The 21,775-nt window shown below is 44.2% G+C and carries 24 protein-coding genes; 11 read left to right on the top strand and 13 right to left on the bottom strand.

The features are described 5' to 3' along the window. Positions 1 to 356: 356 nt before the first annotated feature. On the top strand, positions 357 to 1,166 hold the full coding sequence (locus ACQY26_RS04845; protein ID WP_428048009.1) for an AI-2E family transporter: 810 nt from the start codon (positions 357 to 359) through the stop codon (positions 1,164 to 1,166). A 59-nt stretch (positions 1,167 to 1,225) separates the two neighbouring features. On the opposite strand, the gene ACQY26_RS04840 is transcribed toward ACQY26_RS04845, so the two are convergent. Further along, on the bottom strand, positions 1,226 to 2,428 hold the full coding sequence (locus tag ACQY26_RS04840) for a phosphopentomutase (RefSeq protein WP_428048008.1): 1,203 nt from the start codon (positions 2,426 to 2,428) through the stop codon (positions 1,226 to 1,228). A gap of 66 nt (positions 2,429 to 2,494) precedes the next feature. Here ACQY26_RS04840 and ACQY26_RS04835 point away from each other — a divergent pair, with 66 nt between their 5' ends. Both ACQY26_RS04835 and ACQY26_RS04830 read left to right on the top strand, forming a co-directional pair. Beyond that, positions 2,495 to 3,007, top strand: coding sequence for a hypothetical protein (locus tag ACQY26_RS04835; protein WP_428048007.1), 513 nt, complete (start codon positions 2,495 to 2,497; stop codon positions 3,005 to 3,007). 166 nt (positions 3,008 to 3,173) lie between these two features. Continuing rightward, positions 3,174 to 4,592, top strand: coding sequence for a hypothetical protein (locus ACQY26_RS04830; protein WP_428048006.1), 1,419 nt, complete (start codon positions 3,174 to 3,176; stop codon positions 4,590 to 4,592). Positions 4,593 to 4,655: 63 nt separating this feature from the next. Here ACQY26_RS04830 and ACQY26_RS04825 read toward each other — a convergent pair whose 3' ends face one another. Further along, positions 4,656 to 5,414: a hypothetical protein gene (locus ACQY26_RS04825; RefSeq protein ID WP_428048005.1), complete on the bottom strand. Its 759-nt coding sequence runs from the start codon at positions 5,412 to 5,414 to the stop codon at positions 4,656 to 4,658. Between the two features lie 66 nt (positions 5,415 to 5,480). Between ACQY26_RS04825 and ACQY26_RS04820 the strand changes: the two genes are divergently transcribed. Both ACQY26_RS04820 and ACQY26_RS04815 read left to right on the top strand, forming a co-directional pair. After that, positions 5,481 to 6,680 carry a mechanosensitive ion channel family protein gene (locus ACQY26_RS04820; RefSeq protein WP_428048004.1) on the top strand — a complete coding sequence of 400 codons (1,200 nt, stop codon included), beginning with the start codon at positions 5,481 to 5,483 and terminating at the stop codon, positions 6,678 to 6,680. 130 nt (positions 6,681 to 6,810) lie between these two features. Further along, positions 6,811 to 8,046, top strand: coding sequence for an OmpP1/FadL family transporter (locus ACQY26_RS04815; RefSeq protein WP_428048003.1), 1,236 nt, complete (start codon positions 6,811 to 6,813; stop codon positions 8,044 to 8,046). Positions 8,047 to 8,112: 66 nt separating this feature from the next. Here ACQY26_RS04815 and ACQY26_RS04810 read toward each other — a convergent pair whose 3' ends face one another. The 8 genes from ACQY26_RS04810 to ACQY26_RS04775 form a co-directional block, all read right to left on the bottom strand. Continuing rightward, positions 8,113 to 8,868 carry a hypothetical protein gene (locus tag ACQY26_RS04810; protein WP_428048002.1) on the bottom strand — a complete coding sequence of 252 codons (756 nt, stop codon included), beginning with the start codon at positions 8,866 to 8,868 and terminating at the stop codon, positions 8,113 to 8,115. Positions 8,869 to 8,921: 53 nt separating this feature from the next. Beyond that, positions 8,922 to 9,485 (bottom strand): chromate transporter, encoded by a 564-nt coding sequence (locus ACQY26_RS04805; RefSeq protein WP_428048001.1) that lies wholly within the window; start codon positions 9,483 to 9,485, stop codon positions 8,922 to 8,924. Continuing rightward, positions 9,482 to 10,039 carry a chromate transporter gene (locus tag ACQY26_RS04800; RefSeq protein WP_428048000.1) on the bottom strand — a complete coding sequence of 186 codons (558 nt, stop codon included), beginning with the start codon at positions 10,037 to 10,039 and terminating at the stop codon, positions 9,482 to 9,484. Before ACQY26_RS04800 ends, ACQY26_RS04805 begins: the two co-directional genes overlap by 4 nt. A 2-nt stretch (positions 10,040 to 10,041) precedes the next feature. After that, positions 10,042 to 10,731, bottom strand: coding sequence for an HAD family hydrolase (locus ACQY26_RS04795; protein WP_428047999.1), 690 nt, complete (start codon positions 10,729 to 10,731; stop codon positions 10,042 to 10,044). 76 nt (positions 10,732 to 10,807) lie between these two features. Beyond that, the gene (rbr, locus tag ACQY26_RS04790; protein WP_428047998.1) at positions 10,808 to 11,338 is read right to left on the bottom strand and encodes a rubrerythrin; all 531 of its coding nucleotides are present in this window, start codon (positions 11,336 to 11,338) and stop codon (positions 10,808 to 10,810) included. 1 nt (position 11,339) lies between these two features. Continuing rightward, complete coding sequence (locus tag ACQY26_RS04785; RefSeq protein ID WP_428047997.1) at positions 11,340 to 11,729, bottom strand: Fur family transcriptional regulator; 390 nt, start codon at positions 11,727 to 11,729, stop codon at positions 11,340 to 11,342. A 357-nt stretch (positions 11,730 to 12,086) separates the two neighbouring features. Beyond that, positions 12,087 to 13,415, bottom strand: a complete 1,329-nt coding sequence (locus tag ACQY26_RS04780; protein WP_428047996.1) for a POTRA domain-containing protein — start codon at positions 13,413 to 13,415, stop codon at positions 12,087 to 12,089. Positions 13,416 to 13,557: 142 nt separating this feature from the next. Further along, positions 13,558 to 14,052: a ferritin-like domain-containing protein gene (locus tag ACQY26_RS04775; RefSeq protein WP_428047995.1), complete on the bottom strand. Its 495-nt coding sequence runs from the start codon at positions 14,050 to 14,052 to the stop codon at positions 13,558 to 13,560. A gap of 144 nt (positions 14,053 to 14,196) precedes the next feature. Between ACQY26_RS04775 and guaB the strand changes: the two genes are divergently transcribed. The 4 genes from guaB to ACQY26_RS04755 all read left to right on the top strand — a co-directional run bounded on the left by guaB (position 14,197) and on the right by ACQY26_RS04755 (position 18,306). Continuing rightward, on the top strand, positions 14,197 to 15,657 hold the full coding sequence (gene guaB / locus ACQY26_RS04770) for an IMP dehydrogenase (RefSeq protein WP_428047994.1): 1,461 nt from the start codon (positions 14,197 to 14,199) through the stop codon (positions 15,655 to 15,657). After that, positions 15,658 to 17,193 (top strand): glutamine-hydrolyzing GMP synthase, encoded by a 1,536-nt coding sequence (gene guaA, locus ACQY26_RS04765; protein ID WP_428047993.1) that lies wholly within the window; start codon positions 15,658 to 15,660, stop codon positions 17,191 to 17,193. Positions 17,194 to 17,346: 153 nt separating this feature from the next. Continuing rightward, positions 17,347 to 17,937 (top strand): YrbL family protein, encoded by a 591-nt coding sequence (locus ACQY26_RS04760; protein ID WP_428047992.1) that lies wholly within the window; start codon positions 17,347 to 17,349, stop codon positions 17,935 to 17,937. Positions 17,938 to 18,015: 78 nt separating this feature from the next. Continuing rightward, positions 18,016 to 18,306, top strand: a complete 291-nt coding sequence (locus ACQY26_RS04755) for a metal-sensing transcriptional repressor (protein ID WP_428047991.1) — start codon at positions 18,016 to 18,018, stop codon at positions 18,304 to 18,306. Here ACQY26_RS04755 and dmeF read toward each other — a convergent pair. Beyond that, positions 18,299 to 19,159 carry a CDF family Co(II)/Ni(II) efflux transporter DmeF gene (gene dmeF, locus ACQY26_RS04750; protein WP_428047990.1) on the bottom strand — a complete coding sequence of 287 codons (861 nt, stop codon included), beginning with the start codon at positions 19,157 to 19,159 and terminating at the stop codon, positions 18,299 to 18,301. The genes ACQY26_RS04755 and dmeF overlap by 8 nt on opposite strands. A 127-nt stretch (positions 19,160 to 19,286) precedes the next feature. Here dmeF and ACQY26_RS04745 point away from each other — a divergent pair, with 127 nt between their 5' ends. Further along, complete coding sequence (locus ACQY26_RS04745) at positions 19,287 to 19,781, top strand: GNAT family N-acetyltransferase (protein WP_428047989.1); 495 nt, start codon at positions 19,287 to 19,289, stop codon at positions 19,779 to 19,781. Positions 19,782 to 19,836: 55 nt separating this feature from the next. Here the strand turns inward: ACQY26_RS04745 and ACQY26_RS04740 are convergent, their stop codons facing one another. Together ACQY26_RS04740 and ACQY26_RS04735 are read right to left on the bottom strand one after the other, a co-directional pair. Beyond that, complete coding sequence (locus ACQY26_RS04740; protein ID WP_428047987.1) at positions 19,837 to 20,445, bottom strand: hypothetical protein; 609 nt, start codon at positions 20,443 to 20,445, stop codon at positions 19,837 to 19,839. 176 nt (positions 20,446 to 20,621) lie between these two features. Next, complete coding sequence (locus ACQY26_RS04735; RefSeq protein WP_428047986.1) at positions 20,622 to 20,807, bottom strand: hypothetical protein; 186 nt, start codon at positions 20,805 to 20,807, stop codon at positions 20,622 to 20,624. A gap of 184 nt (positions 20,808 to 20,991) precedes the next feature. Between ACQY26_RS04735 and hprK the strand changes: the two genes are divergently transcribed. Then, a partial coding sequence (gene hprK / locus ACQY26_RS04730; protein ID WP_428047985.1) for an HPr(Ser) kinase/phosphatase occupies positions 20,992 to 21,775 on the top strand: 784 nt, incomplete at its 3' end.

Below are 21,775 nucleotides of genomic sequence, written 5' to 3'. Positions count from 1 at the left end.
CAGTCCTACCTCAAGAAACAAGAAACACATTGAATAGATAACCTAAGTTTACACCTAAAACAATTGGAAAAAGAAGAACAAGGGATACACGGTTTGAATTAATGCCTCTGGTAAATATTAATGATGATGTTATATTTTCGCCTATCACTTTGGATCACTTGAAGAAGGATTGGATTAATGGAATAACAGATTTTATTTTACCATACGAAATACACCTTACTAAAACAAAACAATTAATACTGGACTGGAAAAATTCGTATGAGAAAAAGATTGTTTATGACATAGTGAATTTGTTTAAAGAGAAGAAATTTGATAAATTTTATACAAAAGAAAAGAGGACGATATAAAAATGTATAGTGCTGTTATTTGTATGTTTTTCCGTACTGTCAATATTCTTCATTTCCGCTTCCATAGAGTCTTTTATACAAGGCGCGGACGCATACGCATCGACGCTCAACGGTACAATAGATTGGTGTATAGCGACGGCGCAAAAAATGGGTATAGTGTTAAATTCCGAAATATTAATGAACTATTTTAACAATATGCAGGTGTTCCAAATGATAAAAACCATGGGAGGGAATATAGTTTCCATATTTACAAACGCGACTTTGGTTTGCCTGTTCGTGATTTTTATTTTCATGAGCAGCAGTTCCGCCGACGAAAAAACAAATCTCGCAAGCAATATAGAAAAACAAATTTCTTATTATTTGGTAATAAAGATTTTTGTTTCCCTGCTGACGGCCCTCGGCACTTGGATTACGCTTACTCTGGTGGGTTCGGAACTGGCTTTAATGCTGGCTTTTATCACTTTCGCCTTAAACTTTATACCGAATATAGGCCCTTTCGTTTCCACAATACTGCCGACGCCGGTGCTGTTTTTGCAGTACGGCCTGGACTGGCATTTGATATCTGCCCTTATCCTGCTTCCGGGGATACATTTTGTAATAGGCAATATCCTTGAAACGAAATGGCTGGGCAAAGGTATGGATTTAAACCCGGTAGTCGTAATAGCCTGTTTGATATTCTGGGCTTTGGTTTGGGGCGTTATGGGCGCGCTTTTGGCGGTTCCGCTGACTTCAATCGCAAAAATTATTTTTGAACGCTACGAGTCTACCCGCCCGTTGGCTTCCATTTTGGCCGGGCGTAATTTACTGGGTAAAAATTAATTCTTACAAAATTTAAACCCCCGCATAAAAGCGGGGGTTAGTTTTTTAATCGAACTTATTTAAAGAAAGCTTTTTGCTTTATCGAAAGGCTTAAGTTTAAAGTAGTCCGCTATTGTTGCGGCTATATCGGAAAAGCTTTCCCGCGCCCCTATAAAACCTGGCTTAACGTTTTTGCCGAACATAATTACGGGCACGTGCTCGCGGGTGTGATCGCTGCCTTTATAGGAAGGATCGCAGCCGTGATCGGCCGTTATGAAGACGATATCGTCTTCCTGCAAAAGCGCGGCCAGTTCTTTAAGGCGCGAATCAAAATATTCCAGCCCTTCGGCGTAACCTTTTATGTCGCGGCGGTGGCCCCAAGTCATATCGAAATCAACAAAGTTGGTAAACACTATACTGCCTTTCGGCGCGGATTTTACTTCGGCTAAAGTAACGTCCCAAAGTTCTTTTAGGCCGCTGGCTTTTACCGCGCGGGTAATGCCCTGAGCCGCAAAAATGTCGGAAATTTTCCCTACCGAAATTACCTGCCCGCCTTCGTCTTTCATATAGTCCAAAACCGTTTTGGCGGGCGGCTTTACGGAATAATCGTGGCGGTTCTTGGTGCGTTTAAATTCCCCGGCTTTTTCTCCCTCAAAAGGGCGGGCTATCACGCGCGCTATATTATAAGGTTTTAAATGTTTAAAAGCTGTTTCGCAAAGCCTGTAAAGATTATCAAGGCCGAAATATTTTTCATGCGCGGCTATTTGAAATACGCTGTCTGCCGAGGTATAACAAATCGGCAGACCTGTTTTTATGTGCTCTTCGCCGAGTTCGTTTATTATAACCGTGCCGGAGGCGGCCTTGTTGCCCAAGATACCCTTAATTCCGGCTTCTTTACAAATATCTTCTATCAAATCCGCCGGGAATGAAGGATACTCCGGCTTAAAATAACCCCAGTTAAAAGTTACCGGCACGCCCGCCATTTCCCAATGGCCGGAGGAAGTGTCTTTGCCTTTGCTGACTTCCTTCATATAACCGTATTTTGACGGCAAATCAAAATCCGGCGCGGTGGTTTCATCTATCGGGGCCGCCTTCCCGCAGGAAGCTTTCGCCGCTTCAAGCAGACCTAATTTTTTTAAATTTGGAACTTTAAGATTTTTGTAATTTTCCGCTATGTGTAAAAAGGTGTTTGCGCCTTCGTCGCCGAAGGAGGCCGCGTCTTCCGCGCCGCCGATGCCGAAAGAATCCATCATCAAAATTATAACCCTGCCTTTAGCCTGCATAAAACCTCCGAGAACTGATATAATTCTAATGTATATTAAAATTTTTTCCTTAACAAGGGGGGTGCCGTGAATAACGCATATAAAAACATGAGAAGTTTTTGGCTGGACGCAAATAATTTTAAAGATAAACGCGGACTGAAAGGCGCAGGCAAAGACGAAGTAATTATCGCGGGCCTTGAATACTGCATGAAGGATAACAACGGCAATCTTAAGAATATCTTTTTGGCAGCTTCCGTTTTAGGCAACGCCAGTTTGTATTTTGAAAACAACAGTCCCTCCGGCATAGGAGGCATGATAGGGGAAAACAACGAAACAATCAAAAAGGCCGCCCTTAACTTTATAAACGCCGGCGCGGAAATGACTGACAAAATGATGCCCGTTTCCGCCCTGCCGGAGCCGAAAGACCCCATGAAAATCACTCTTTTTGCCGTAAGCGAAAAACAAATATTCTATATAGAAGCGGAAGAACTCGCGGCCAGGAACACCCAAAATCCGTTCTATAAATTTTATGCTTACAGCCAGCAGCTTATAAGCGCGTTCAGGCAAAACGAAGCGCAGGCAAAAAAACAAGGCCTATAAAGTTTTTTAAAATATAGGCCTTTTGGCCCTTTTATACGAAGTATAATTAAAGTAGACTTTAATTATGAAAAAACTATTACTCCCACTATGTTGTTTGTTTTTATCTTCTCTTATTCACGCGGAACCCTATCTTTTAATGAATTCCCATTTGTCCAATAATAATATTATGGGCAATATTCATGCGATAGACCTGATAGTCAGCGGCAAAAGCGTTCAGTTTGACGTTTTCAGGCAATCAAATGACGAAAAAACCGAACTTGATGCCGAAAACAGCCCGGTAGACATCAGAAAAGCTTATCAAGATTGGTTTAAAAATCTTAAGGACAGAATCCAAGAAGAAAACCGCACGGAATTTGATTTTATGCGTGAGGTTATTGATTTCGGCGCTTCCGACGATGTCGCGGCAAAGCGCTCAAACATGCTCGTTAACAACACATTGCAGGTTGTCGTCTTAAGCAAAGATGATCCTTATTGGGCCAACCGCCAGCAGACTTCCGGCCTTTTTCTAAAGAACGGAACCCATATGGAAATATATCTGTTGGAAGACGCCTTTACGAAACCTCAGGAAATACTGATTCATGAAGTCGGCCACAGCCTGGGCATAGCCGATTCTTATTTGGGCGGCGCAAATAAAGAGGACCTTAAATACAGCACCGATATAAGGGCAACTATAATGGACGGCCGCGTGGTAGTCTTGACCTGCGATGACGCGGACGCTTTGGCCGCTTCAATATACGTCACCATGAAAAAGAAAAATCCCGATTTGCCGGATTTTGAATTTGAATCTTTCTGCAAAAAAGAAGACGGTTCCCGCATAAAAATACGCAACGCCAAACAGCGTTCAAGAAAGCCGTCCGTTCTTGTTGCAAACGGCAAATACTATATTACGGAATTTTGTGATGACGGCAATATAAAATCCCAGCTTGAAATCAACCCAAGAGAACCCAAACTAAATGAGAAAAAAGATTATTCCGACTGCAAAGATTCTATTCCTTTTGAATATAAAAAGCCGGAGATTGCATCTGATGCGTCAAAAAACAATCATTTTGTGGATTTGACGGAAAAGAACCGCAAAAAAATTACGCCGGACGCAAATACCGTCGTGTACGAATATGCGCCAAAAATTATCAGGGAAATTACTTTTAACAGCAAAGAAGCTAAAACTACAGTAAAGGTTAAGAACGAAAAAGGCCAGCTTTTATATGTTTTTATGCTGCTTGATGACAAACGCGCATTCGCTTTCAGCCCGAATGATTCTTTAATGGTGTTATATGATTTAAAAGATTATAAGAAATATTCCTTGGCTTTAAACAATAAAGTGCTATATCTTGAAAATAATCCAGATGCTAAAGATCTTATGCCGGATCTGCGCGACCTTATCAATAAAGACAGACGTTATGTAGTCGGCGGGACTTTCGTTGATAAAATAGCGATTCAGCACCCGGCTTCCTATGTAATTCAAGCCGTAAGATGGCAGAACTATTTACAGGAATATTACCCGCATAAAGAGCTAAAAATCAAAAAACTGAAAATAGATAAAAAAGAAGCGGAAGCTTTTGGGAAAAACATAAAATTTTCCTTTTAGCGATTTCAGTCGGCACATCAAAAAACCCCCGGTTTAAAACAGGGGGTTTTACATTTTAAAAGATTAGAATAAATATCTTGCGTTTACGCCCCATACGGCGCAGGAAGGTATGCTTTTATTGTTTACTTCTATGGAGTAGAACGGAACAACGGCCATTTTATCTTCTATAACGTCGTAAGAGTAGTTGACGCCCAAAGCGGCGGCAAAGCTGTCCTTTTCAAAGCCGAGGTAACTTTTTAAATCGGCTGATAAACCCAAAGCGTTGTATTCGTTGAAATAGTATCTGGCGAATACGCCTGCGTCCAAAACCGTGCCGGAGGAAGTTTCATCGGTGTGGCCGATATAGTCGAAGCCGAATCTCCCGCCTATGGTAAAGTTATCCGCGGCCTGCGCAGTACCTACGCTGCCGTACATTCCGAAATCCGTGGAGCCTTTCGCCGCGCCGCCGTCATGATTGTAAGGGGAATCAAAAAGTTCCGGGCTGAAATACGCGTCCAAATCCAAAAATCTGCCGTGGCTGATATCGTTCATAAAGCGGTATTTGCCGTGAAGGGTTATATCCTGCATACCGTCGCCGCCGTGTTTTATATCGGCCCAGCCGACGGATGCAGCCAAGGTTAAATTATCAAACGCGCCTACGGATATTTTTTCGTAAAGCCCCCAGCCTTTATTAAGTTTTAAAGCGTTGTTTGTAAAACCGAGGGAAGTATCGGAAACGACTTGGCCCTGCGCGGGCATAAAGAAAGGATCCGTTATATTAAGGGCTTTTGCCTGAAGCGGCAGAAGCACGGCCGCGGCAAGAATAAGTGAAAATTTCTTCATAACAACTCCTAAGTTTAAGATTAAAATTATATACTTATAATATCATTTTACTTAGGAGATAGGACAATGAACATTATCAATACTTTGCTGCCTTCTTTGCCGCCGCAGCTTAAATATATTATAGCTCTGTGCGCGATATTGCTGCTTATACTTTTGTTTAAGTATATATCGAATCTTCTTCAAGCTGCGACGGAATGGCTGCTCGCCAAGAAGAACTTTATAGCCAAAGGCTGGCTTTCTTTAATGGCCAAATACAAATTGTTCAGCAATATATTTTTTGCTTTTGCGATGTCTATTCTTTCCCCGGCCTGCAGCATATTTTTAGGGGACTTATACCCCAATATCAGTTTGGTAGTGGTACGCGTGGTAAACTGCTTGGTGATAGTGGCGTTTACGCTGGTGCTGAACTCCGCTTTAAGCGTAATTTCGGATAAATTTTCCCGCAGTATCAAATTGCCCGTAAAAGGCATTATACAAGCCGTGAAAGTGATAATGTGGATAATAACCATAATTTTTATGATGTCGACTTTGATGAACAAAGAGCCAATTTACTTCCTCGGCGGTTTGACGGCTTTGTCCGCAGTCATTTTGTTGATTTTCAAAGATTCCATTTTGGGGCTTACTTCCGGCTTTCAGCTGCTTTTAAACGATCTTGTCCGCGTAGGCGACTGGATTGAAATACCCAGCCAGGGCGCGGACGGCGAAGTTATTGATATTCTGCTTACGACGATACGCGTAAGAAACTGGGATAACACCATAGTAAACGTTCCGGCTTATGATTTGGTCGCACACTCTTTTACCAACTGGCGCGGCATGACGGAATCCGGCGGAAGGCGCATAAAAAGAGCCATAAACATAGATATGAAGAGCATACGCTTCCTGACCGAAGAAGACATAGAAAAGTTCAAACATATAAATTTGCTTAAAGATTATTTGACCAAGAAAGAAAAGGAAATTGAAGAAATCAATAAAAAACGCGGCGTTAAGGACGATAAATATAACGCCAAGCGTTTAAGCAATATAGGCACTTTCAGGATGTATTGTTACAATTATCTTAAGCAAAACCCCAATATTTCCGATAAATTTACGTGCATGGTGCGCCAGCTCGCTCCTACTACGGAAGGCCTTCCTTTGGAGGTTTACGCATTTTCTTCCAATACGAACTGGACGGATTATGAGGGCATTCAGGCGGATATCTTTGACCATTTCCTTTCAATAATCGATATCTTTGACCTTAAAGTCTATCAGCGTTACGGTATGGATTAATGCGTCGGCGGGCTTTAGGTTAATCGCCAAGAACGCTTTAAAATGGTAAAATTATAAATAAGGTACCAGCAATAAGCCGGTACCTTATCATTTAAGTATGCTTTTTTAAACCGCATGCTTAGGAGGATTAATGAATAAATTGTTTCGACTTGCCGCGTTTGTCGCAGTAAGCTGTTTTTGCGCGACTTCCACTCTTGGCGCGGGTTTTGGATTGTATGAGTTCAGTGCAAGGGGCAACGCCATGGGCGGAGCCGTCTTGGCCGGGGATGCGGAGCCTGCCTCATTGGCTTTGAATCCGGCTCTTATAACGGATCTTGACGGCGTTCAGTTCCAAATGGGCGTAACTGAAATTACCGCTTCCGCCAAAGTAACGTATAATCAGGAAGGCCAATCCCCGGACAGAGTCTGGTGGACTTTGCCCACCGTTTACTATACCCAGCAGCTTTTTGAAGATTGGTACATCGGTTTGGGCGCTTTCCCGCGTTTTGGTTTAAGCGGGCATTATCCCGACAGGAATTGGATAGGCTCAACGGATATATACGATGTTGACGTTCAGTCCTACTCAATACAACCCACGGTCGCTTTTCAGGCGACTGAAAGATTCTCCGTAGCGGCGGGCGCTGAAATTATGTATTTTAAATTCAGCGAAGGCAAAAGAATACAGCTCGGGCCTTTAGGCGCGACGGATTTGGAAGTCGAAGGAGACAGCTGGGGCCTCGGCGCGATTTTGGCCATGGCTTATAAAGCCAACGAGAAAGTAAGCCTTGGCGCAAGCTTCAGAACCAGAGTAAAACAGGGCGTTGACGGCACCAGCAAATTTTCAAGGGAGATGTCCGTACCCGGTGTCGCCGCTTTTATGAACGGCTCCGCCCACGGCGATATCATGCTGCCGGCGCAGCTTGCCATGGGCATATCTTACAGGCCTATTGACGATTTATTGATAGAATTTAACTGGATGAATATATTCTGGAGCAGTTTTGACGATTTGTCCATTTCTTTTGAGCGCGCGCCCGGAACGGGTGTTTCCGGCGTTTCCAGCCAGAAAAAAGAATGGAAAGACGCTTACAGAATGGGCCTCGGCGCGGAATACAAACTTTCCAACGTCGTTAAATTAAGAGGCAGCTATATCTTTGATAAGACTCCTACCAACAATGACTATATGGATGTTCTCGTCCCCGTCAGCAACAGGCATTTGTTCGGCACCGGTATAGGGCTTAACTTGGGCAAAGGTTTCATTTTGGACGCCTCATACACCTTCCTTATCGGCGAGGGTATGAGCGGCACCAACTTGGAAAACGGCGCTTCCGTTAAATACGGGCAGGCCTTCAGCCATATGGCCGGCCTTAGCTTAAGGTATACCTTATAATCAATTTGACGACTTATACAAAACCCCCGGCTTATAGGCCGGGGGCTTTTGTTTGGAGGAGAAAATTTACACGCTTAGAAGTTTCACGCCGAAGCTTATGGACCAATCCATACTCCGCCTGTTGCCCCCGGCGTGCCAGCCCGGTTTTAAGTACATGGACATTTCTTCAAACAGCATTATGCCGGTTTCAACCTCAATGATAAATTCCCCGGCATTGTCATTGTGAAAATCTATATAATATTTCGGATCAAAAAGAGCCCACCACCCGTGCGGAGAAAGATAAGCCGCCACCGCCCTTATTCTGCCGAGGTTGATGTCATCTCTTGAAGATGGCCCCGCTATACTGACATAATGCTTATACCCGGCCGCAAAGAACACCTGCGGCACTATTTCATATTCCGTATAAACGGAGGGGCTGAACTGCCATTTGCCTATGCCTATTTCGTCATGGGTGGCTGAAGGCAAAGTAAACTCCCCTGTCGCGCCGAAAGCCAGTTTGCCGAATCTCTTTACGGCGGAAGCGGAAAGCAGTATATCGCCAAGGCCGTTTTCGGAATTTTCTTTGCTTTCGTATCTGCTGAAGGGCACCTCGGTGCCTATGGTAAACATATTGCTGAAAGAATAATAATATTTTAAGGTCATGCTCGTAACGGAAGTTCCCGCGGAATCATCTATTACGGTCATAGCCGGATTAAGTTCCAGCGTGGAGATTTTATCGCTGGGTTTTACGCCCCTTACTTCGCATTCCTGAAGCTGCACTGCATAAAGTTTGCCCGCGGCGAAAGCAAGGCAAAACAGTAACGATAAAAGTTTTTTTGTCATTCTAACACCCCCGGATATAGTTAAGTATATGGTTTTTGTATTAAAAAGCAATGTCAAAATTTAACGAAAAATCCCAGCGCCGCGCTTAATGCTATGAAGATTATCGGGTGCAGTTTAACTTTAAACATTATAAAAAGCAGAATAAAAAAGTAAGCTATGTTGCCAAATAAAAACAAGTCGGTTAAATTTGAGGTTTGCTGATAAAGGGGGAAATCAAATACGGATACTTTTACTATCTCCCATACCGCTATGGTTATAAGGGCGCATACCGCCGGCCTTAGGCCCGTAAAGGCGGCTTGTACATATTTATTGTTTATAAATTTCTGCAAAATTCCGGCCACTATTATGATAACTATTACCGAGGGCGTAACTATGCCCAAAGTCGCTATTATCCCGCCGAGTATTCCACCGGCGTTGAACCCGGCGGAGGTGGCCATGTTTATGCCCAGCGGTCCGGGGGTAATTTCCGATACGGCTATCATATCGGCTATTTGGGCCGTGCCAAACCAGCCGGTTTTAAAGGAAAGCTGATAAAGAAACGGCAGCGTCGCCAAACCGCCGCCTACGGCAAACAGGCCTATTTTGAAAAATTCAATATATAACAGAAGATATATCATTCGGCCTTTTTCCTTTTAATAGAGTTTTCTATTATCGCCGCCAAAGCGCAAAATATTACCAGCAACGCCGGCGACACCCTGAACGCGAAATATATTATAAGGCTGAACGCGAACAAAGCCGCCGTAAACAGGTTTATTATGCCTTTTTTAAAAAACGGGAATAAAGCGTGCACTATAAGCGCGGCTACGCAAATGCGTATGGAATTAAAAAGCCTGTCGGTAACTTCCGCGCTTATATATTTTGTAAGAAACAAAGCTATAGCGGTTATTATTATTACGCTTGGCGCAATTATGCCCAAAGTGGCGAATACAGAGCCTAAAATGCGGCGTTTTTGATATCCCAGCAGCGATGCCGTATTAACCGCTATTACGCCGGGCGTTACCTGCGAAACGGCGAAAAAATCCATAAGGTCTTGGCGCGTCATCCACTTTTTTTTGTCTATCAATTCTTTTTCTATTACGGGGAGCATTGCATAGCCTCCGCCGAAAGTCATCGCGCCTATTTTTGCGAAAGTTAAGAACAAATTAAGAAGGGAAATGTTTTTGTCGTACATGATTAAAGAATTTTAAGCAAATCGGCTATTTTATCCATTTTGATAAAACCGTTGGAAAGTTTGTCTGTGGCGAGGTTCTCATGCTGCCAGGTAAGGCTGTAAGGTATCCATACGGCGCGCGCGCCGAGTTTTACCACCGGCATTATATCCGATTTTAAGGAATTGCCAACCATCAAAAACTCCTGCGGCATTACGCCCAAACGCCGCATGAGCGTTTTATATCCGCGGATATTTTTTTCGCTCATGATTTCTATATGGTGCAAATATTTTGTCAGGCCGGATTTATTCAGCTTCCTTTCCTGATCAAGCAAATCGCCTTTTGTAGCTACGACAAGTTTGTATTTTGCGCTTAAGGTTTTAAATACGGGCAAAGCTCCCGGCAGCAGTTTTACCGGCTGATTAAGCATGGCCCTGCCTGTGGATATAATTTGCTCGGTAACCGCGGAGTCCATTTTGCCGCCGCTTAATTTTAAAGCCGTTTCTATCATGGAAAGCATAAAAGCCTTTATGCCGTATCCGTATAGAGGAAGATTGTTTATTTCCGTGGAAAATAAAGCCTCTTTCGCTTTGTCTTTATCCGTATAAGGCTGCATAAGACGGCAGAAAAGCTCTTCGGCCTCGCGGAACAAATCCTCGTTCGGCCAAAGAGTGTCGTCGGCGTCAAAAGCGACTATTTTTATATTGCGCATCATATATTAAATTCTACAACTTTTTGTTATATAAAAAAGGCGCCGCGGCAAAGCGGCGCCTTGTAAGCCGGGATAAAGTTTATTTTTTAACTTCGAAATAAGCTTTTTTGTATTTGCATACGGGGCACATTTCGGGGGCTTTTTCGCCGGTGAAGGTAAAACCGCAGTTCATACATTTCCATGTAACTTTGCCGGTTTTTACGAATACTTCGCCTTTTTCAAGTTCGTTGAAAAGGTTTAAATAGCGTTCTTCGTGTTCTTTTTCGATTTGGGCCACTTTTTCAAAGAGGAAAGCTATATCGTTAAAGCCTTCTTCCTTGGCTTCTTTGGCGAAGTTGGCGTACATCTCGGTCCACTCGTAATTTTCGCCGGCGGCGGCGTCTTTAAGGTTTTCCAAGGTTGAAGGGATTTTGCCGTCGTGTAAAATTTTAAACCAAATTTTGGCGTGTTCCCTTTCGTTTTTTGCGGTTTCCTTAAAGATAGAAGCTATATAATTGTAACCTTCTTCTTTAGCCTGCTTTGCATAATAAGTATATTTGTTTCTGGCCTGAGATTCGCCCGCGAACGCGGTCATAAGATTTTTTTCCGTTTTTGATCCTTTAAGTTCCATTTTATTTCTCCTGTTTATTTATGCATTCTCTGCATACCCCGTTGAAAATAATTTCACGGCGGTTAATTTTAAAATCTGTTTTTTTAGCGCTCATGCTGAGTTTTTCCAGCAAAGTTTCGTCTATAAATACGTCCTCCACCCTGCCGCAGTTTTGGCAGATGATATGCGCGTGTTCCCGCGTATGGTGGTCAAAATGATCGGCTTGGTTAAGCCCGCTTATCTTTTTTATTCTGCCCTGCGCGGCCATTTGGTTTAAATTTCTGTAAAGCGTGCCTAAGCTTAAAGCCGGGCAGGAGGGTTTTATTAACGAATAAAGATAATCCGCCGTCGGGTGGCACGGATTGTTTTTAAGCGTATTATAAATAAGTTCCCTTTGTTTTGAGTATCTCATAATATTTAATAACGATAACTGTTACTGATAATTTATAAAAATAAAACTTGTTTTGCAAGCGGTATTTTTAAAACGGCGCGCGGAAATACGCGCCGGATTTGGTGAGGATAGATACCATACAAATTAAAAAGCGTTTGCCCGCATTATTTAAAAGCAGATTGGAGAAATTCGTCAAAAATACAAAATTGGGTGTTATGTACGGGAATTGGAACGATTACGGGCATTTGCCGGGGTAAGATGTTTCCTTTATGTAAATCGAACCTGGGGATGCCTCCCCAGGTCCTTAACTAACCGCCCCATACTGCTATGGGTTGATAAGTAATTTTATCATTATTTTGCCTTTTCGCAACAGCTTTTTTAGAACTTCCCTCCAAATACAAAAGATATTTGGTTGGAACCGTCGCTCAGGTTCTGCGTATAGTTAATGCCCAGCGGGAAAGGAAATCTCCAAAATTTGTAAGAGAGCGTCGCCCCGGCTCCGCTTAAGGCTCTGTATTTATCAGAATATACATAAGCCAGCTCGTAAAAGGGCTGCAGAGCCAAAAGGCCGGTATTGTTTCTCGCCAAATAATAGGCGAAGGATATTCCCGTCCCCGCGCCGCGTTCTCCGTACAGAGTACGGCTGTAACGCCCCTGTCCGCTCATCAGATCATCCGCTCTAACCTGCTCGGCAAACGTGGCGGAAAAGGAATCTTCCCCTTTAATATAAACATTCAAAATATGTCTGTTTTTAAATTCAACTACGCTTCTTGCTTCCGCGGATATTTTGGAGATGTTGAAGTCCGCCCCAGTCCAATCGCCGCCGTTTTTGTAAGCGGCTTGCAGTGAGTAGCCTATTATCGGCGCGGGCAGATTTTTTAAGCTTTGTTCTTTATCGGTAAGTCCGTAACCGAATAAAGCCCCCATATTCGCGCCGGAGCGTATGTTTTTGCGGTAATTCAGCCCGAAGCCGACCGTGCTGTAATTGCCGGATTTCATATCTTTGGAATATCTTACATATTTATATTCCGGGGAGATAAATCCCGTAAAATATCCTTTTTGCCTTGCGTAAAGGAAGTTAAAAGAATCCGTTTTGGTGTAGATTTTATTTATCGGGTTTTTAAAATCTTCTTCGTCGTCCGTAGTGCTGAAAATGCCGTCATTGTTTATGCGGCTTCCTTTGTAAAACCTCTGCTCGAAATTCATATTTATAAAAGACGCCTGATAAATGTTTTCGCCGTCTTTTAACATAAGGCTGGCCATGCTTCCGTCTTTGCCGCTTCCGCCGAAAAGCATTAAAGTTTCGCCGCGTTTAAATAAGTTCCCCGCCGCCAAAGAGGCTCCGGCCGCGCTCTTTTTGCCGCCGGTGGCGAATATCAAAGGGAAAATATAATATCCGTCCTCCGCTTTTACGGAAATATCCACGGCGCCGCCCTCGGAAGGTTTTAAATCAAAGGAAAGTTTTTTTGCTATTCTTAAATCGTGCAGTTCGTTTTGGGCGTCTTCATAGCGTTCGGAATTAAAAATTTGGCCTTCTCTTAAAGGAAATCTGTTTTTAAGTATTTCCGGCTTTATTCTGTTTGAAGAAGCCTCCACAGAATGTATTACGCAGCCGTCGTATTTTGAAAGATCCTCCGCCACGCAGGCGCATCGGATGAAAACGGCGCACAGCAAAACAGCCGCCGTCTTCTTAAAGTTGAAATTCATTTTATCCTCCAGATATATGCTTACTTACCGGTAAGTATATTTTACAAAAAAGCGTTTTTTCGGTCAAAGGCGGATATGGACGGATTAAAAAATAAAACCCCGGCGTATACCGGGGGAGAATAGACTTTCTTGGTTTTAAGGACTAGGCGTTATCCATATCCGATTGTATGTTTTGCAAATCCTGTTCATGATCGATTTCTTCCGCCAGGATTGATACGGCTATGGAATAAGTTACAGGGTCCTTGCCCTTTACATATTGGATAAGTTCGTCATAAGCTTGTATGGCGCACCTTTCCGAAGCCAAATTCTGCTTAAGCAGTTCCTGGGTTCTGGGATTCGTCGGAGCCAGATATCCGCAATTTGTAAAGCGGTACCAGTCTTTCGGTTCCAATACGGGTACGCCTTCAAGTTCTATTATCCTTTTTGCCAGCATTTCCGCGTGTTTAAGTTCTTCTTCGGCGTGTTCTTTCATTTCGGCGGTGAGTTCGGCGTTAAACGCGCCTGTGCTGACTTTCGCTCCCGTCCAATATTGCACGTAAGAGAGCCATTCATCGCAGTACAGTTTATTTAATTTCTCCAGCAGTTCGCCGGTATTAAGCCCGGCTTTTTCCACCAAGGCTATGGCTTTTATGCCCATAATATTACCCCCTTTGCGGTTTTTAGGCCGCATTAGTTAGTATAGGCTTAAAGCCGGTTTTGTAAAGCCCGGAGCAGTCTTTTTGGCCGTTGGGAGGAAAAGCCCTTAAATGGTATAATAAAATAAAAGGTCTTAAGGAGAAAAATGGACGAAAAATTCTCAAAAGAAGGTCTTACCTTTGATGATGTTTTATTGATTCCGCAGCATTCCAAGGTGCTGCCCAAAGACGTGAAAACCCATACGCGCCTTACCAAAAAAATTAAACTTAACATTCCGCTTATAAGCGCGGGCATGGATACCGTTACCGAATCTGCTTTGGCGATAGCCATAGCGCGGGAAGGCGGCATAGGCATAATACATAAAAATATGCCCCTGCAGAAGCAGGCGCAGGAAGTCGACCGCGTTAAAAGGAGCGATAACGGCGTTATAACAAATCCGTTTTCACTTGGGCCGGAACGCACTTTGCAGGAAGCAAAAGATATTACGGCCAAATATAAAATTTCCGGCGTGCCGATAGTTGACGGCGGGGGAAAGCTTGTCGGCATAATCACCAACAGGGATATGCGTTTTGAAACCGACAATTCCAAACCAATCGGCGAGATTATGACCAAAGAAAACCTTGTTACGGCCAAAGAGGGAACCTCTTTGAAAGAAGCCAAGGAAATCTTGCGCCGCGCCAAGGTTGAAAAGCTCCCGCTTGTGGACGGAAACAATGTTTTAAAAGGGCTTATCACGATAAAAGATATTGAGAAATCCATTCTCTACCCCAATTCCGCCAAAGACGAAAAAGGCCGCCTTATTGTAGGCGCGGCGATAGGAATAACCAAAGATATGCTTACCAGAGCGCAAACGCTTTTGGAAGCCGGAGCGGACGTTTTGGTGGTGGATACGGCGCACGGCCACAGCCAGGGCGTTTTGGAAGCCGTCGCCAAGATAAAAGAATCTTTTGCGGACTGCCAGCTTATAGCCGGAAACGTCGCCACCGGGGAAGCGGCCGAAGCTTTAATTAAAGCCGGCGCGGACGCGGTAAAAGTCGGCATAGGGCCCGGCGCGATATGCACCACCAGGGTTGTAGCAGGTATAGGAGTGCCGCAGATAACCGCAATTTACGATTGTTATAAAGCCGCTTCAAAATACGACGTGCCTATTATAGCCGACGGAGGAATTAAATATTCCGGCGATATCGCCAAAGCCATAGCCGCGGGCGCAAGCACGTGTATGCTTGGTTCTCTTTTTGCGGGCACCAATGAAAGCCCCGGGGAAAATATTATTTACAACGGCCGCGCTTTTAAAGCGTACAGAGGCATGGGCTCTTCCGCCGCTATGAAAGCCGGCAGCAGCGACAGATACTTCCAGGAAAACGCCAAAAAACTGGTGCCGGAAGGCGTTGAAGGGCGCGTGCCGCACAGGGGTGCATTGGCCGACGTCGTTTATCAGCTTGTAGGCGGGCTTAAGGCCGCCATGGGCTACTGCGGAGTAAAAACTTTGGCCGAATTTACGGAAAAGGGCAGATTTATAAAAATTTCCAACGCCGGTTTGGTGGAAAGCCACCCGCATGATATTTTTATCACGAAAGAAGAAAGCAATTACAGTAAGGGAATGTAAATGAACAATGAACTTGTTTTGATAGCGGATTTCGGCGGGCAGTATAACCAGCTTATAGCCCGGCGCGTCAGGGAACTGCACGTTTATTGCGAGGTCGTCCCATATTCTACACTTCTTGATCGCGCAAAAAACTCAAAACCCAAAGGAATAATTTTTACCGGCGGTCCTTCAAGCGTGTATGAAGTCGGCGCGCCAGCTTTGCCTGCGGAAGTGTTTTCTTTAGGCGTTCCCGTACTGGGTATTTGCTACGGGCATCAGCTTACGGCGCATATTCTCGGCGGGAAGGTGCTCAGCCCGGATTTTAAAGAATACGGTAAAGTTGAACTTAAAATAAAATCCGGCGGAGGGCGTCTTTTTAAAGGAATCAAGCCGGAAGAGATTTGCTGGATGAGCCACCGCGATTATGTGGAAGTTCTGCCCGCCGGCTTTGAAGTTACGGCTTTTACGCGGAAGTGCCCCGTCGCGGCAATGGAGAATGAAGATCGCAAAATTTACGGTTTGCAATTTCACCCGGAAGTCGAACATACTCCTTTCGGCAGGAAACTTTTGAGCAATTTCCTTTTTGACGTCTGCGGCTGCAAAGGCGATTGGACTATGCAAAACCTCGCCGCGGAACTTATTAAAGATATAAAGGAAAAGGCCTCCGGCAAAAAGGTGCTTTGCGCGCTTTCCGGCGGGGTGGATTCCTCCGTAGCGGCGGTATTGGCCGGTAAGGCGATAGGGGATAATCTTATCTGCGTTTTCGTCGATCACGGCCTTATGCGCAAAAACGAAGGCGACGAAATAGAAAAAATGTTTAAGCGCGATTATCATATAAATATGGTGCGCGTAAACGCGGGCGAAAGGTTCTTGAAAGCTTTAAAAGGCGTACGGGACCCGGAAGAAAAACGCAAAATAATCGGGCGGGAGTTTATCTCCGTATTTGACGAAGAAGCAAAAAAACTCGGCCGTATTGATTTTCTGCTTCAGGGAACCATATATCCCGACGTTATAGAATCGGGCTCGGGCGAAGCTTCGGTAATCAAAAGCCATCACAATGTGGGCGGACTGCCCAAGGATATGAACCTCGGCCTTTTGGAGCCTTTAAGGCTTTTGTTTAAGGACGAAGTCCGCGCCCTGGGCTTGGAAATCGGCCTGCCGGAAAAAATGGTTTGGCGTCAGCCTTTCCCCGGGCCGGGTTTGGCGGTGCGGTGCCTTGGCGAAGTTCGGGAAGAAAAACTTAAAATCATCCGCGAAGCCGACGCGATTTTGCGCGAGGAAATCGCCGCGCGCGGCCTTGACGGGGAGATTTGGCAGTACTTCGCGTTTTTGCCGAACATCAAAAGCGTGGGGGTTATGGGGGACGAAAGAACCTACTTCCACACCGTCGGAATAAGGGCCGTAACCTCTACCGACGCGATGACGTGCGACTGGGCCAAAATCCCTTATGACGTTCTGGAAAAAATTTCCTCCAGGATAGTCAGCGAAGTGGAAGGCGTAAACAGGGTTATATATGATATAACCTCAAAACCGCCGGCCACGATAGAATGGGAATAAAGCCCGTTTTTACGGTTTTAAGCGCGCGGTTTTAAGCCGCGCGTTTTTCATGCGGATTGACTGAGCGGGCGATTTTTTGTTATAGTTTTGGCGTTGAGTTCGTAAGTAAGTTTCATGACAGAATAACAGCGGCTTTTGGCGAAGGTTATTCTTATGAAAACCTATTGCATAGAAGATTTAAAACCTTTCTTTATCGGCAGAGGAACGGAACGTATGTGCTTTCGCTCCCCTTCCGATCCGCGCTGTATTGTAAAAATAAGTCCTAAAAAACACGCCAAACAAACTTTGAGGGAAATAGATTATTTCCGTTTTCTTCAAAAGCAGAATGTTCCTTTTCATCACATTCCTGAGTTTAAGGGCGAAGTCCGCGTAAAGGGCTATGTCGGGTTTGAGCAAGCCGCCGTTTTGGACGGCAACGATTCGGTTTCAAAGCCGCTTTTGTTTTATCTGAACATGTGCGGCAATCCCGGCCACAGGGAAAAGGATATACTTAAAAAGCTTTTGACGGAGCTTTATCAGTATATGTACAAATACAATATCACGCCCTGCGATTTGAATTTGAACAATATTCTGCTTAACGTTTCAAAAGATTCTTGCAAATTGGTTTTGGTGGACGGAGTGGGGAGCCCGTTCCTTATTCCGATAGGCCAATATGTAAAACCGATAGGAAGAAAACGCCTTGAACGCAAATGGCGTCAGTTTGCAAAGCGCGATATCCTGCCTATCTTCGCCGGAAGCAATTAACATTCGTTTTCTTTTTTCTGCGGTTTGCCGATATGCGCTTCTCGCACGGTATGCTATAATAAAATAACGGAGGAATTTATGCCTTTACATACCGATTGCAAAAATAATAACGTAAAAACGATTCGCCTTTTAAAGACCGCGCGCGGGCAGATAGAAGGCATCATAAAAATGATTGAAGAAGAAAGAGAATGTATAGACATAAGTTCCCAAATATTGGCGACGCAGTCCATATTAAAAAAGGTGAATGTGGACATACTTTCCAATCATCTTTCCGGCTGCATTAAAGACTCCATTGAGCACGACAGCGAAACCGTCAAAACGGAAAAGCTTGAAGAAGTCGTTACTCTCCTTAACAAAATGCTTAAATAGTTTTTTCCGCGTTTATAAAAACGAAATCGCCAAGTTCGCCGATAATCCGCTTGGCTTCTTCCGCGCTTTTGCCGCCGGAATATTTTAAAGCCGCCGCGTAATTGCCTTCACCGGTATCCCAAATATGCAGATAGTCGGTTTTAAGTCCGCTTTCTTTTAATTTCTCAAGAGCGGCTGTTTTTAAGGGTTCCGCTTCGTAGTCGGTCAATATTTTGGCAGTGGATTTTATCAGCCCCAAAGCCCAAACGCATATCATAATGCCGCCCAAAAGCCCCACTATTGAGTCAAGGAAGTTAAGCCCGGCGTATTTGCCCAAAAGCAGCGCCGCTATGGCCATTACGGAAGTTAAAGCGTCGGCCAAAATATGCAGATAGGCTGATTTAAAATTATAGTCTTCGTGTTTGTGTTCGGGCGCGCCGCATTCCGCCGAATGTTTATGGCTGTGCCCGTGTTCATGCCCGCCCATTATCAATATGCAGGCGGTGTTTACCGCAAGGCCTATTATCGCAACGGTTATAGCTTCGTTGAAGTTAATTTGTAAGGGGGTAAAAAATCTTTCCGCCGATTCATAAAGTATCCATAAGCCCGAAAGCCCCAAAAGTATTGCGCTGGCAAAACCGGCCAAGGGGCTGAATTTGCCGCTTCCGAACGCAAGCTTTTCAGAGTCGGCGAATTTGCGTATCATTATATAAGCGAAGAAAGTTATAGATAAAGCGAAAGCGTGCGTGCCCATATGCCAGCCGTCGGCGAGCAAAGCCATGGAATTGCTTAAATAGCCAAATCCTATTTCCGCCGCCATGGTAATGAGGGTCAGAATTATTACAAGCAGAGTTTTCTTTTCTTTATTTTTCATAAAATCCTCTTGTTTGAAGCCCGTTTTTTATTTTACTTTCGGGCTTTCTAGATACCCCCCGGGGGTATAGTGTAAGTATAATCTTTAAATAAAGCTTTGTCAAATATTTTATTTGGTACAATTTAATATGTTTATAAGGAAAACACAGCTTAAAGATTTACCGCTTATTGAAGGAGTATATGCCCGCGCGCGGGAATTTATGAAGTTAAGCGGCAACCCCGGCCAATGGGGGGATAAATATCCTCAGAGGGAAAAGCTCCTGCATGATATTGAGCTTGGCCAAGCGTACATTTGTTTTGAGGACGATGATATTTTGGCTGTTTTCACTTTCTGCCCCGGCCCGGACGCGACTTATGTCCGTATAGAAGGCGGTTCTTGGCTGAACGATAAACCTTACCATGTGATTCACAGGCTGGCTTCATCGGGGCTGCGCCGCGGCGCGGGTGCTTTTTGCATTGATTGGTGTTTTAGGCAATCAGACAATATCCGTATAGATACCCACGCCGACAATAAACCAATGCTTAACCTGATAGCCAAAAAAGGTTTTGTTTACTGCGGCATAATTCACACCGATGACGGTACGCCTAGAAAGGCTTTCCAAAAAGATATCGAAGAGCAATAAATTATTGCAAATAAAAAATCCCCGGGACGGCCCGGGGATTTAAATTTTTCCGAAACTATTTTATTTCTATGCTTTTTATCGCCTCGTCGGTTATAAAGGCGAGGTTGTTATTCATGGTTGCTGCGGCGTCGTAAATAGCGTTTTCTTGTTCTTGGGAAATATTATCCTGCACTTGCGGATTGGCGTAGAAGGTTTGTATCACTATGTCCCAAGCCTGTCCGCCGTCTTTGCATGAAAGCGTGGTTACTTTCTTTTCCGTTTCCAAATCCACGAAAGAGCTTTTTCTGCATTTTTTTCCGCTTATGGAAATTTCTTCTATATCATCATAAATTACGCCTTCAAAACCGAAAGGCTCTTGCATGGCTGAAGCGTCCGCATTCGTTTTTGTATAAGCGTAGGAAAACGCCACCGGCGGATAGCTTTCAAAATTGTCGTACATAAAAACCTGCAGTTCGCTTACGGAAGGGTTCTGGTTTTTGTAAGCTTCCATAATTCCTTCAGGGTTGATTTTAACTTCGCGCAGAATACCGAAATCTTTTTCCGGCAGAGTGATTGACAGCCCGCCGTTGAGAGTATAATTCTCGCTCAAAGGTTTGCTTTTAGAGCAAGCCTGAAAGGAAAGGGCCGTAACCGCGATAAGCGTTAAAAGAGTTATATTTTTCATAATAATATCCTGTTTACGTTTTTAATTTGCCTTAAACATCTTAAAAACATTCTAGTTTATTTTTTTAATATAGTCCTAATAATTTGAATTGTATTTGTTTGCGTGGCGGCATTTGCGTTGTGATTTTAAGCCATATTAAATCAGCAAAAATAAAAAACCCCGCGCGGTTGCGGGGTTTAAATGGCGGTGCTTTTGGTTTCCCTAGCACTATGCTGATTTTTCAAACAGGCTGAAAACAGGCGGAAAATGGCAATTTTCTTTTTGGCCAAAGCGGCAATGAAGCGGCAAAAAGTGCTAGTTTTTTTGTTTTGCCAAAGCGGTTGAAAAGCTGTTAAAAATAGCAGTTGCTTATCGTTTTGCAAATCACTATTATGCAGGAAACCCCGATGCAAAAAACGCCTCTTGCCAAGAGGCGGCAAATGAAGAAGAATTTAGACTTATTAAAGAAATGGTCTGTTGCATAGTATCGGAATATAATTATTTTCGCAAAGAATTGAAAATGGAATATAATGAAAGAAAAAATCTATCCAAGGAGCTTGCTTGTCTATGAATTCTTACAGTGTTTTGCTGAAAAAAGTGGTGGAGGACTTTAATCTGACCATTGTCCACGCATCCACCGATTATGACACGGTTCGGGTCATGGTGGAAGAAGTGGCCAGACCCGGACTTCCCATTGCGGGCTTTTTTAACCATTTTGAGTCCATGCGCCTGCAGATCATAGGTAATGTGGAATCGGCATATCTGAAAACCCTGACTCCTGAACGTCGCATGGAAATTTATGACCAGCTTTTTTCTTATAAAATCCCGGCACTGATTTTTGCCCGAAATATGGAGCCCAGCGAGCAGTGTCTGGAAATGGCGAAAAAGCATGACATTACGATTCTGCGCTGTGTGGAGTCTACCACCTATCTGCTGTCCAGCATGATCGCCTATCTGAAAAACGCACTGGCACCCCGTATCTCCCGTCATGGTGTTTTGGTGGAGGTCTATGGTGAGGGTTTGCTTCTGATGGGCGAAAGCGGTATCGGCAAGAGTGAAGCGGCGGCAGAGCTGTTGAAACGTGGACACCGTCTGATTGCGGACGATGCGGTGGATATTCGCAAGATTGCGGACAATACCCTTATGGGTTCTTCTCCTGAGCTGATCCGCAACTATATTGAAATTCGTGGCATCGGCGTGATCAACGTGGCAAAGCTCTTCGGCATGGCTGCCATCAAGAAGGAAACTGCCATTAACCTGGTTATTAATATCGTCCCCTGGTCGGCAGAGCATGTCTATGACCGACTGGGTCTGGAAGAACAATATATGGATCTTCTGGGCGTGAAGGTGC

The organism is Candidatus Proelusimicrobium excrementi (assembly GCF_937881865.1).
In the GTDB taxonomy this organism is placed as follows: Bacteria; Elusimicrobiota; Elusimicrobia; order Elusimicrobiales; family Elusimicrobiaceae; genus Proelusimicrobium; species Proelusimicrobium excrementi.
The sequence above is the reverse complement of the archived record's forward strand: the minus strand, read 5'-3'. Positions and strand labels throughout refer to the sequence as shown.

Bases quoted from the DNA above. Each gene is read 5' to 3' on its own strand.
- guaA (WP_428047993.1), top strand. From the start codon at position 15,658: ATGAACAATGAACTTGTTTTGATAGCGGATTTCGGCGGGCAGTATAAC.
- ACQY26_RS04820 (WP_428048004.1), top strand. From the start codon at position 5,481: ATGAACATTATCAATACTTTGCTGCCTTCTTTGCCGCCGCAGCTTAAA.
- rbr (WP_428047998.1), bottom strand. From the start codon at position 11,338: ATGGAACTTAAAGGATCAAAAACGGAAAAAAATCTTATGACCGCGTTC.
- ACQY26_RS04745 (WP_428047989.1), top strand. From the start codon at position 19,287: ATGTTTATAAGGAAAACACAGCTTAAAGATTTACCGCTTATTGAAGGA.
- ACQY26_RS04780 (WP_428047996.1), bottom strand. From the start codon at position 13,415: ATGAATTTCAACTTTAAGAAGACGGCGGCTGTTTTGCTGTGCGCCGTT.
- ACQY26_RS04755 (WP_428047991.1), top strand. From the start codon at position 18,016: ATGCCTTTACATACCGATTGCAAAAATAATAACGTAAAAACGATTCGC.
- ACQY26_RS04785 (WP_428047997.1), bottom strand. From the start codon at position 11,729: ATGAGATACTCAAAACAAAGGGAACTTATTTATAATACGCTTAAAAAC.
- ACQY26_RS04825 (WP_428048005.1), bottom strand. From the start codon at position 5,414: ATGAAGAAATTTTCACTTATTCTTGCCGCGGCCGTGCTTCTGCCGCTT.
- ACQY26_RS04740 (WP_428047987.1), bottom strand. From the start codon at position 20,445: ATGAAAAATATAACTCTTTTAACGCTTATCGCGGTTACGGCCCTTTCC.
- ACQY26_RS04760 (WP_428047992.1), top strand. From the start codon at position 17,347: ATGAAAACCTATTGCATAGAAGATTTAAAACCTTTCTTTATCGGCAGA.
- dmeF (WP_428047990.1), bottom strand. From the start codon at position 19,159: ATGAAAAATAAAGAAAAGAAAACTCTGCTTGTAATAATTCTGACCCTC.
- ACQY26_RS04840 (WP_428048008.1), bottom strand. From the start codon at position 2,428: ATGCAGGCTAAAGGCAGGGTTATAATTTTGATGATGGATTCTTTCGGC.
- ACQY26_RS04815 (WP_428048003.1), top strand. From the start codon at position 6,811: ATGAATAAATTGTTTCGACTTGCCGCGTTTGTCGCAGTAAGCTGTTTT.
- ACQY26_RS04775 (WP_428047995.1), bottom strand. From the start codon at position 14,052: ATGGGCATAAAAGCCATAGCCTTGGTGGAAAAAGCCGGGCTTAATACC.
- ACQY26_RS04830 (WP_428048006.1), top strand. From the start codon at position 3,174: ATGGGCAATATTCATGCGATAGACCTGATAGTCAGCGGCAAAAGCGTT.
- ACQY26_RS04810 (WP_428048002.1), bottom strand. From the start codon at position 8,868: ATGACAAAAAAACTTTTATCGTTACTGTTTTGCCTTGCTTTCGCCGCG.
- ACQY26_RS04795 (WP_428047999.1), bottom strand. From the start codon at position 10,731: ATGATGCGCAATATAAAAATAGTCGCTTTTGACGCCGACGACACTCTT.
- ACQY26_RS04805 (WP_428048001.1), bottom strand. From the start codon at position 9,485: ATGATATATCTTCTGTTATATATTGAATTTTTCAAAATAGGCCTGTTT.
- ACQY26_RS04800 (WP_428048000.1), bottom strand. From the start codon at position 10,039: ATGTACGACAAAAACATTTCCCTTCTTAATTTGTTCTTAACTTTCGCA.
- guaB (WP_428047994.1), top strand. From the start codon at position 14,197: ATGGACGAAAAATTCTCAAAAGAAGGTCTTACCTTTGATGATGTTTTA.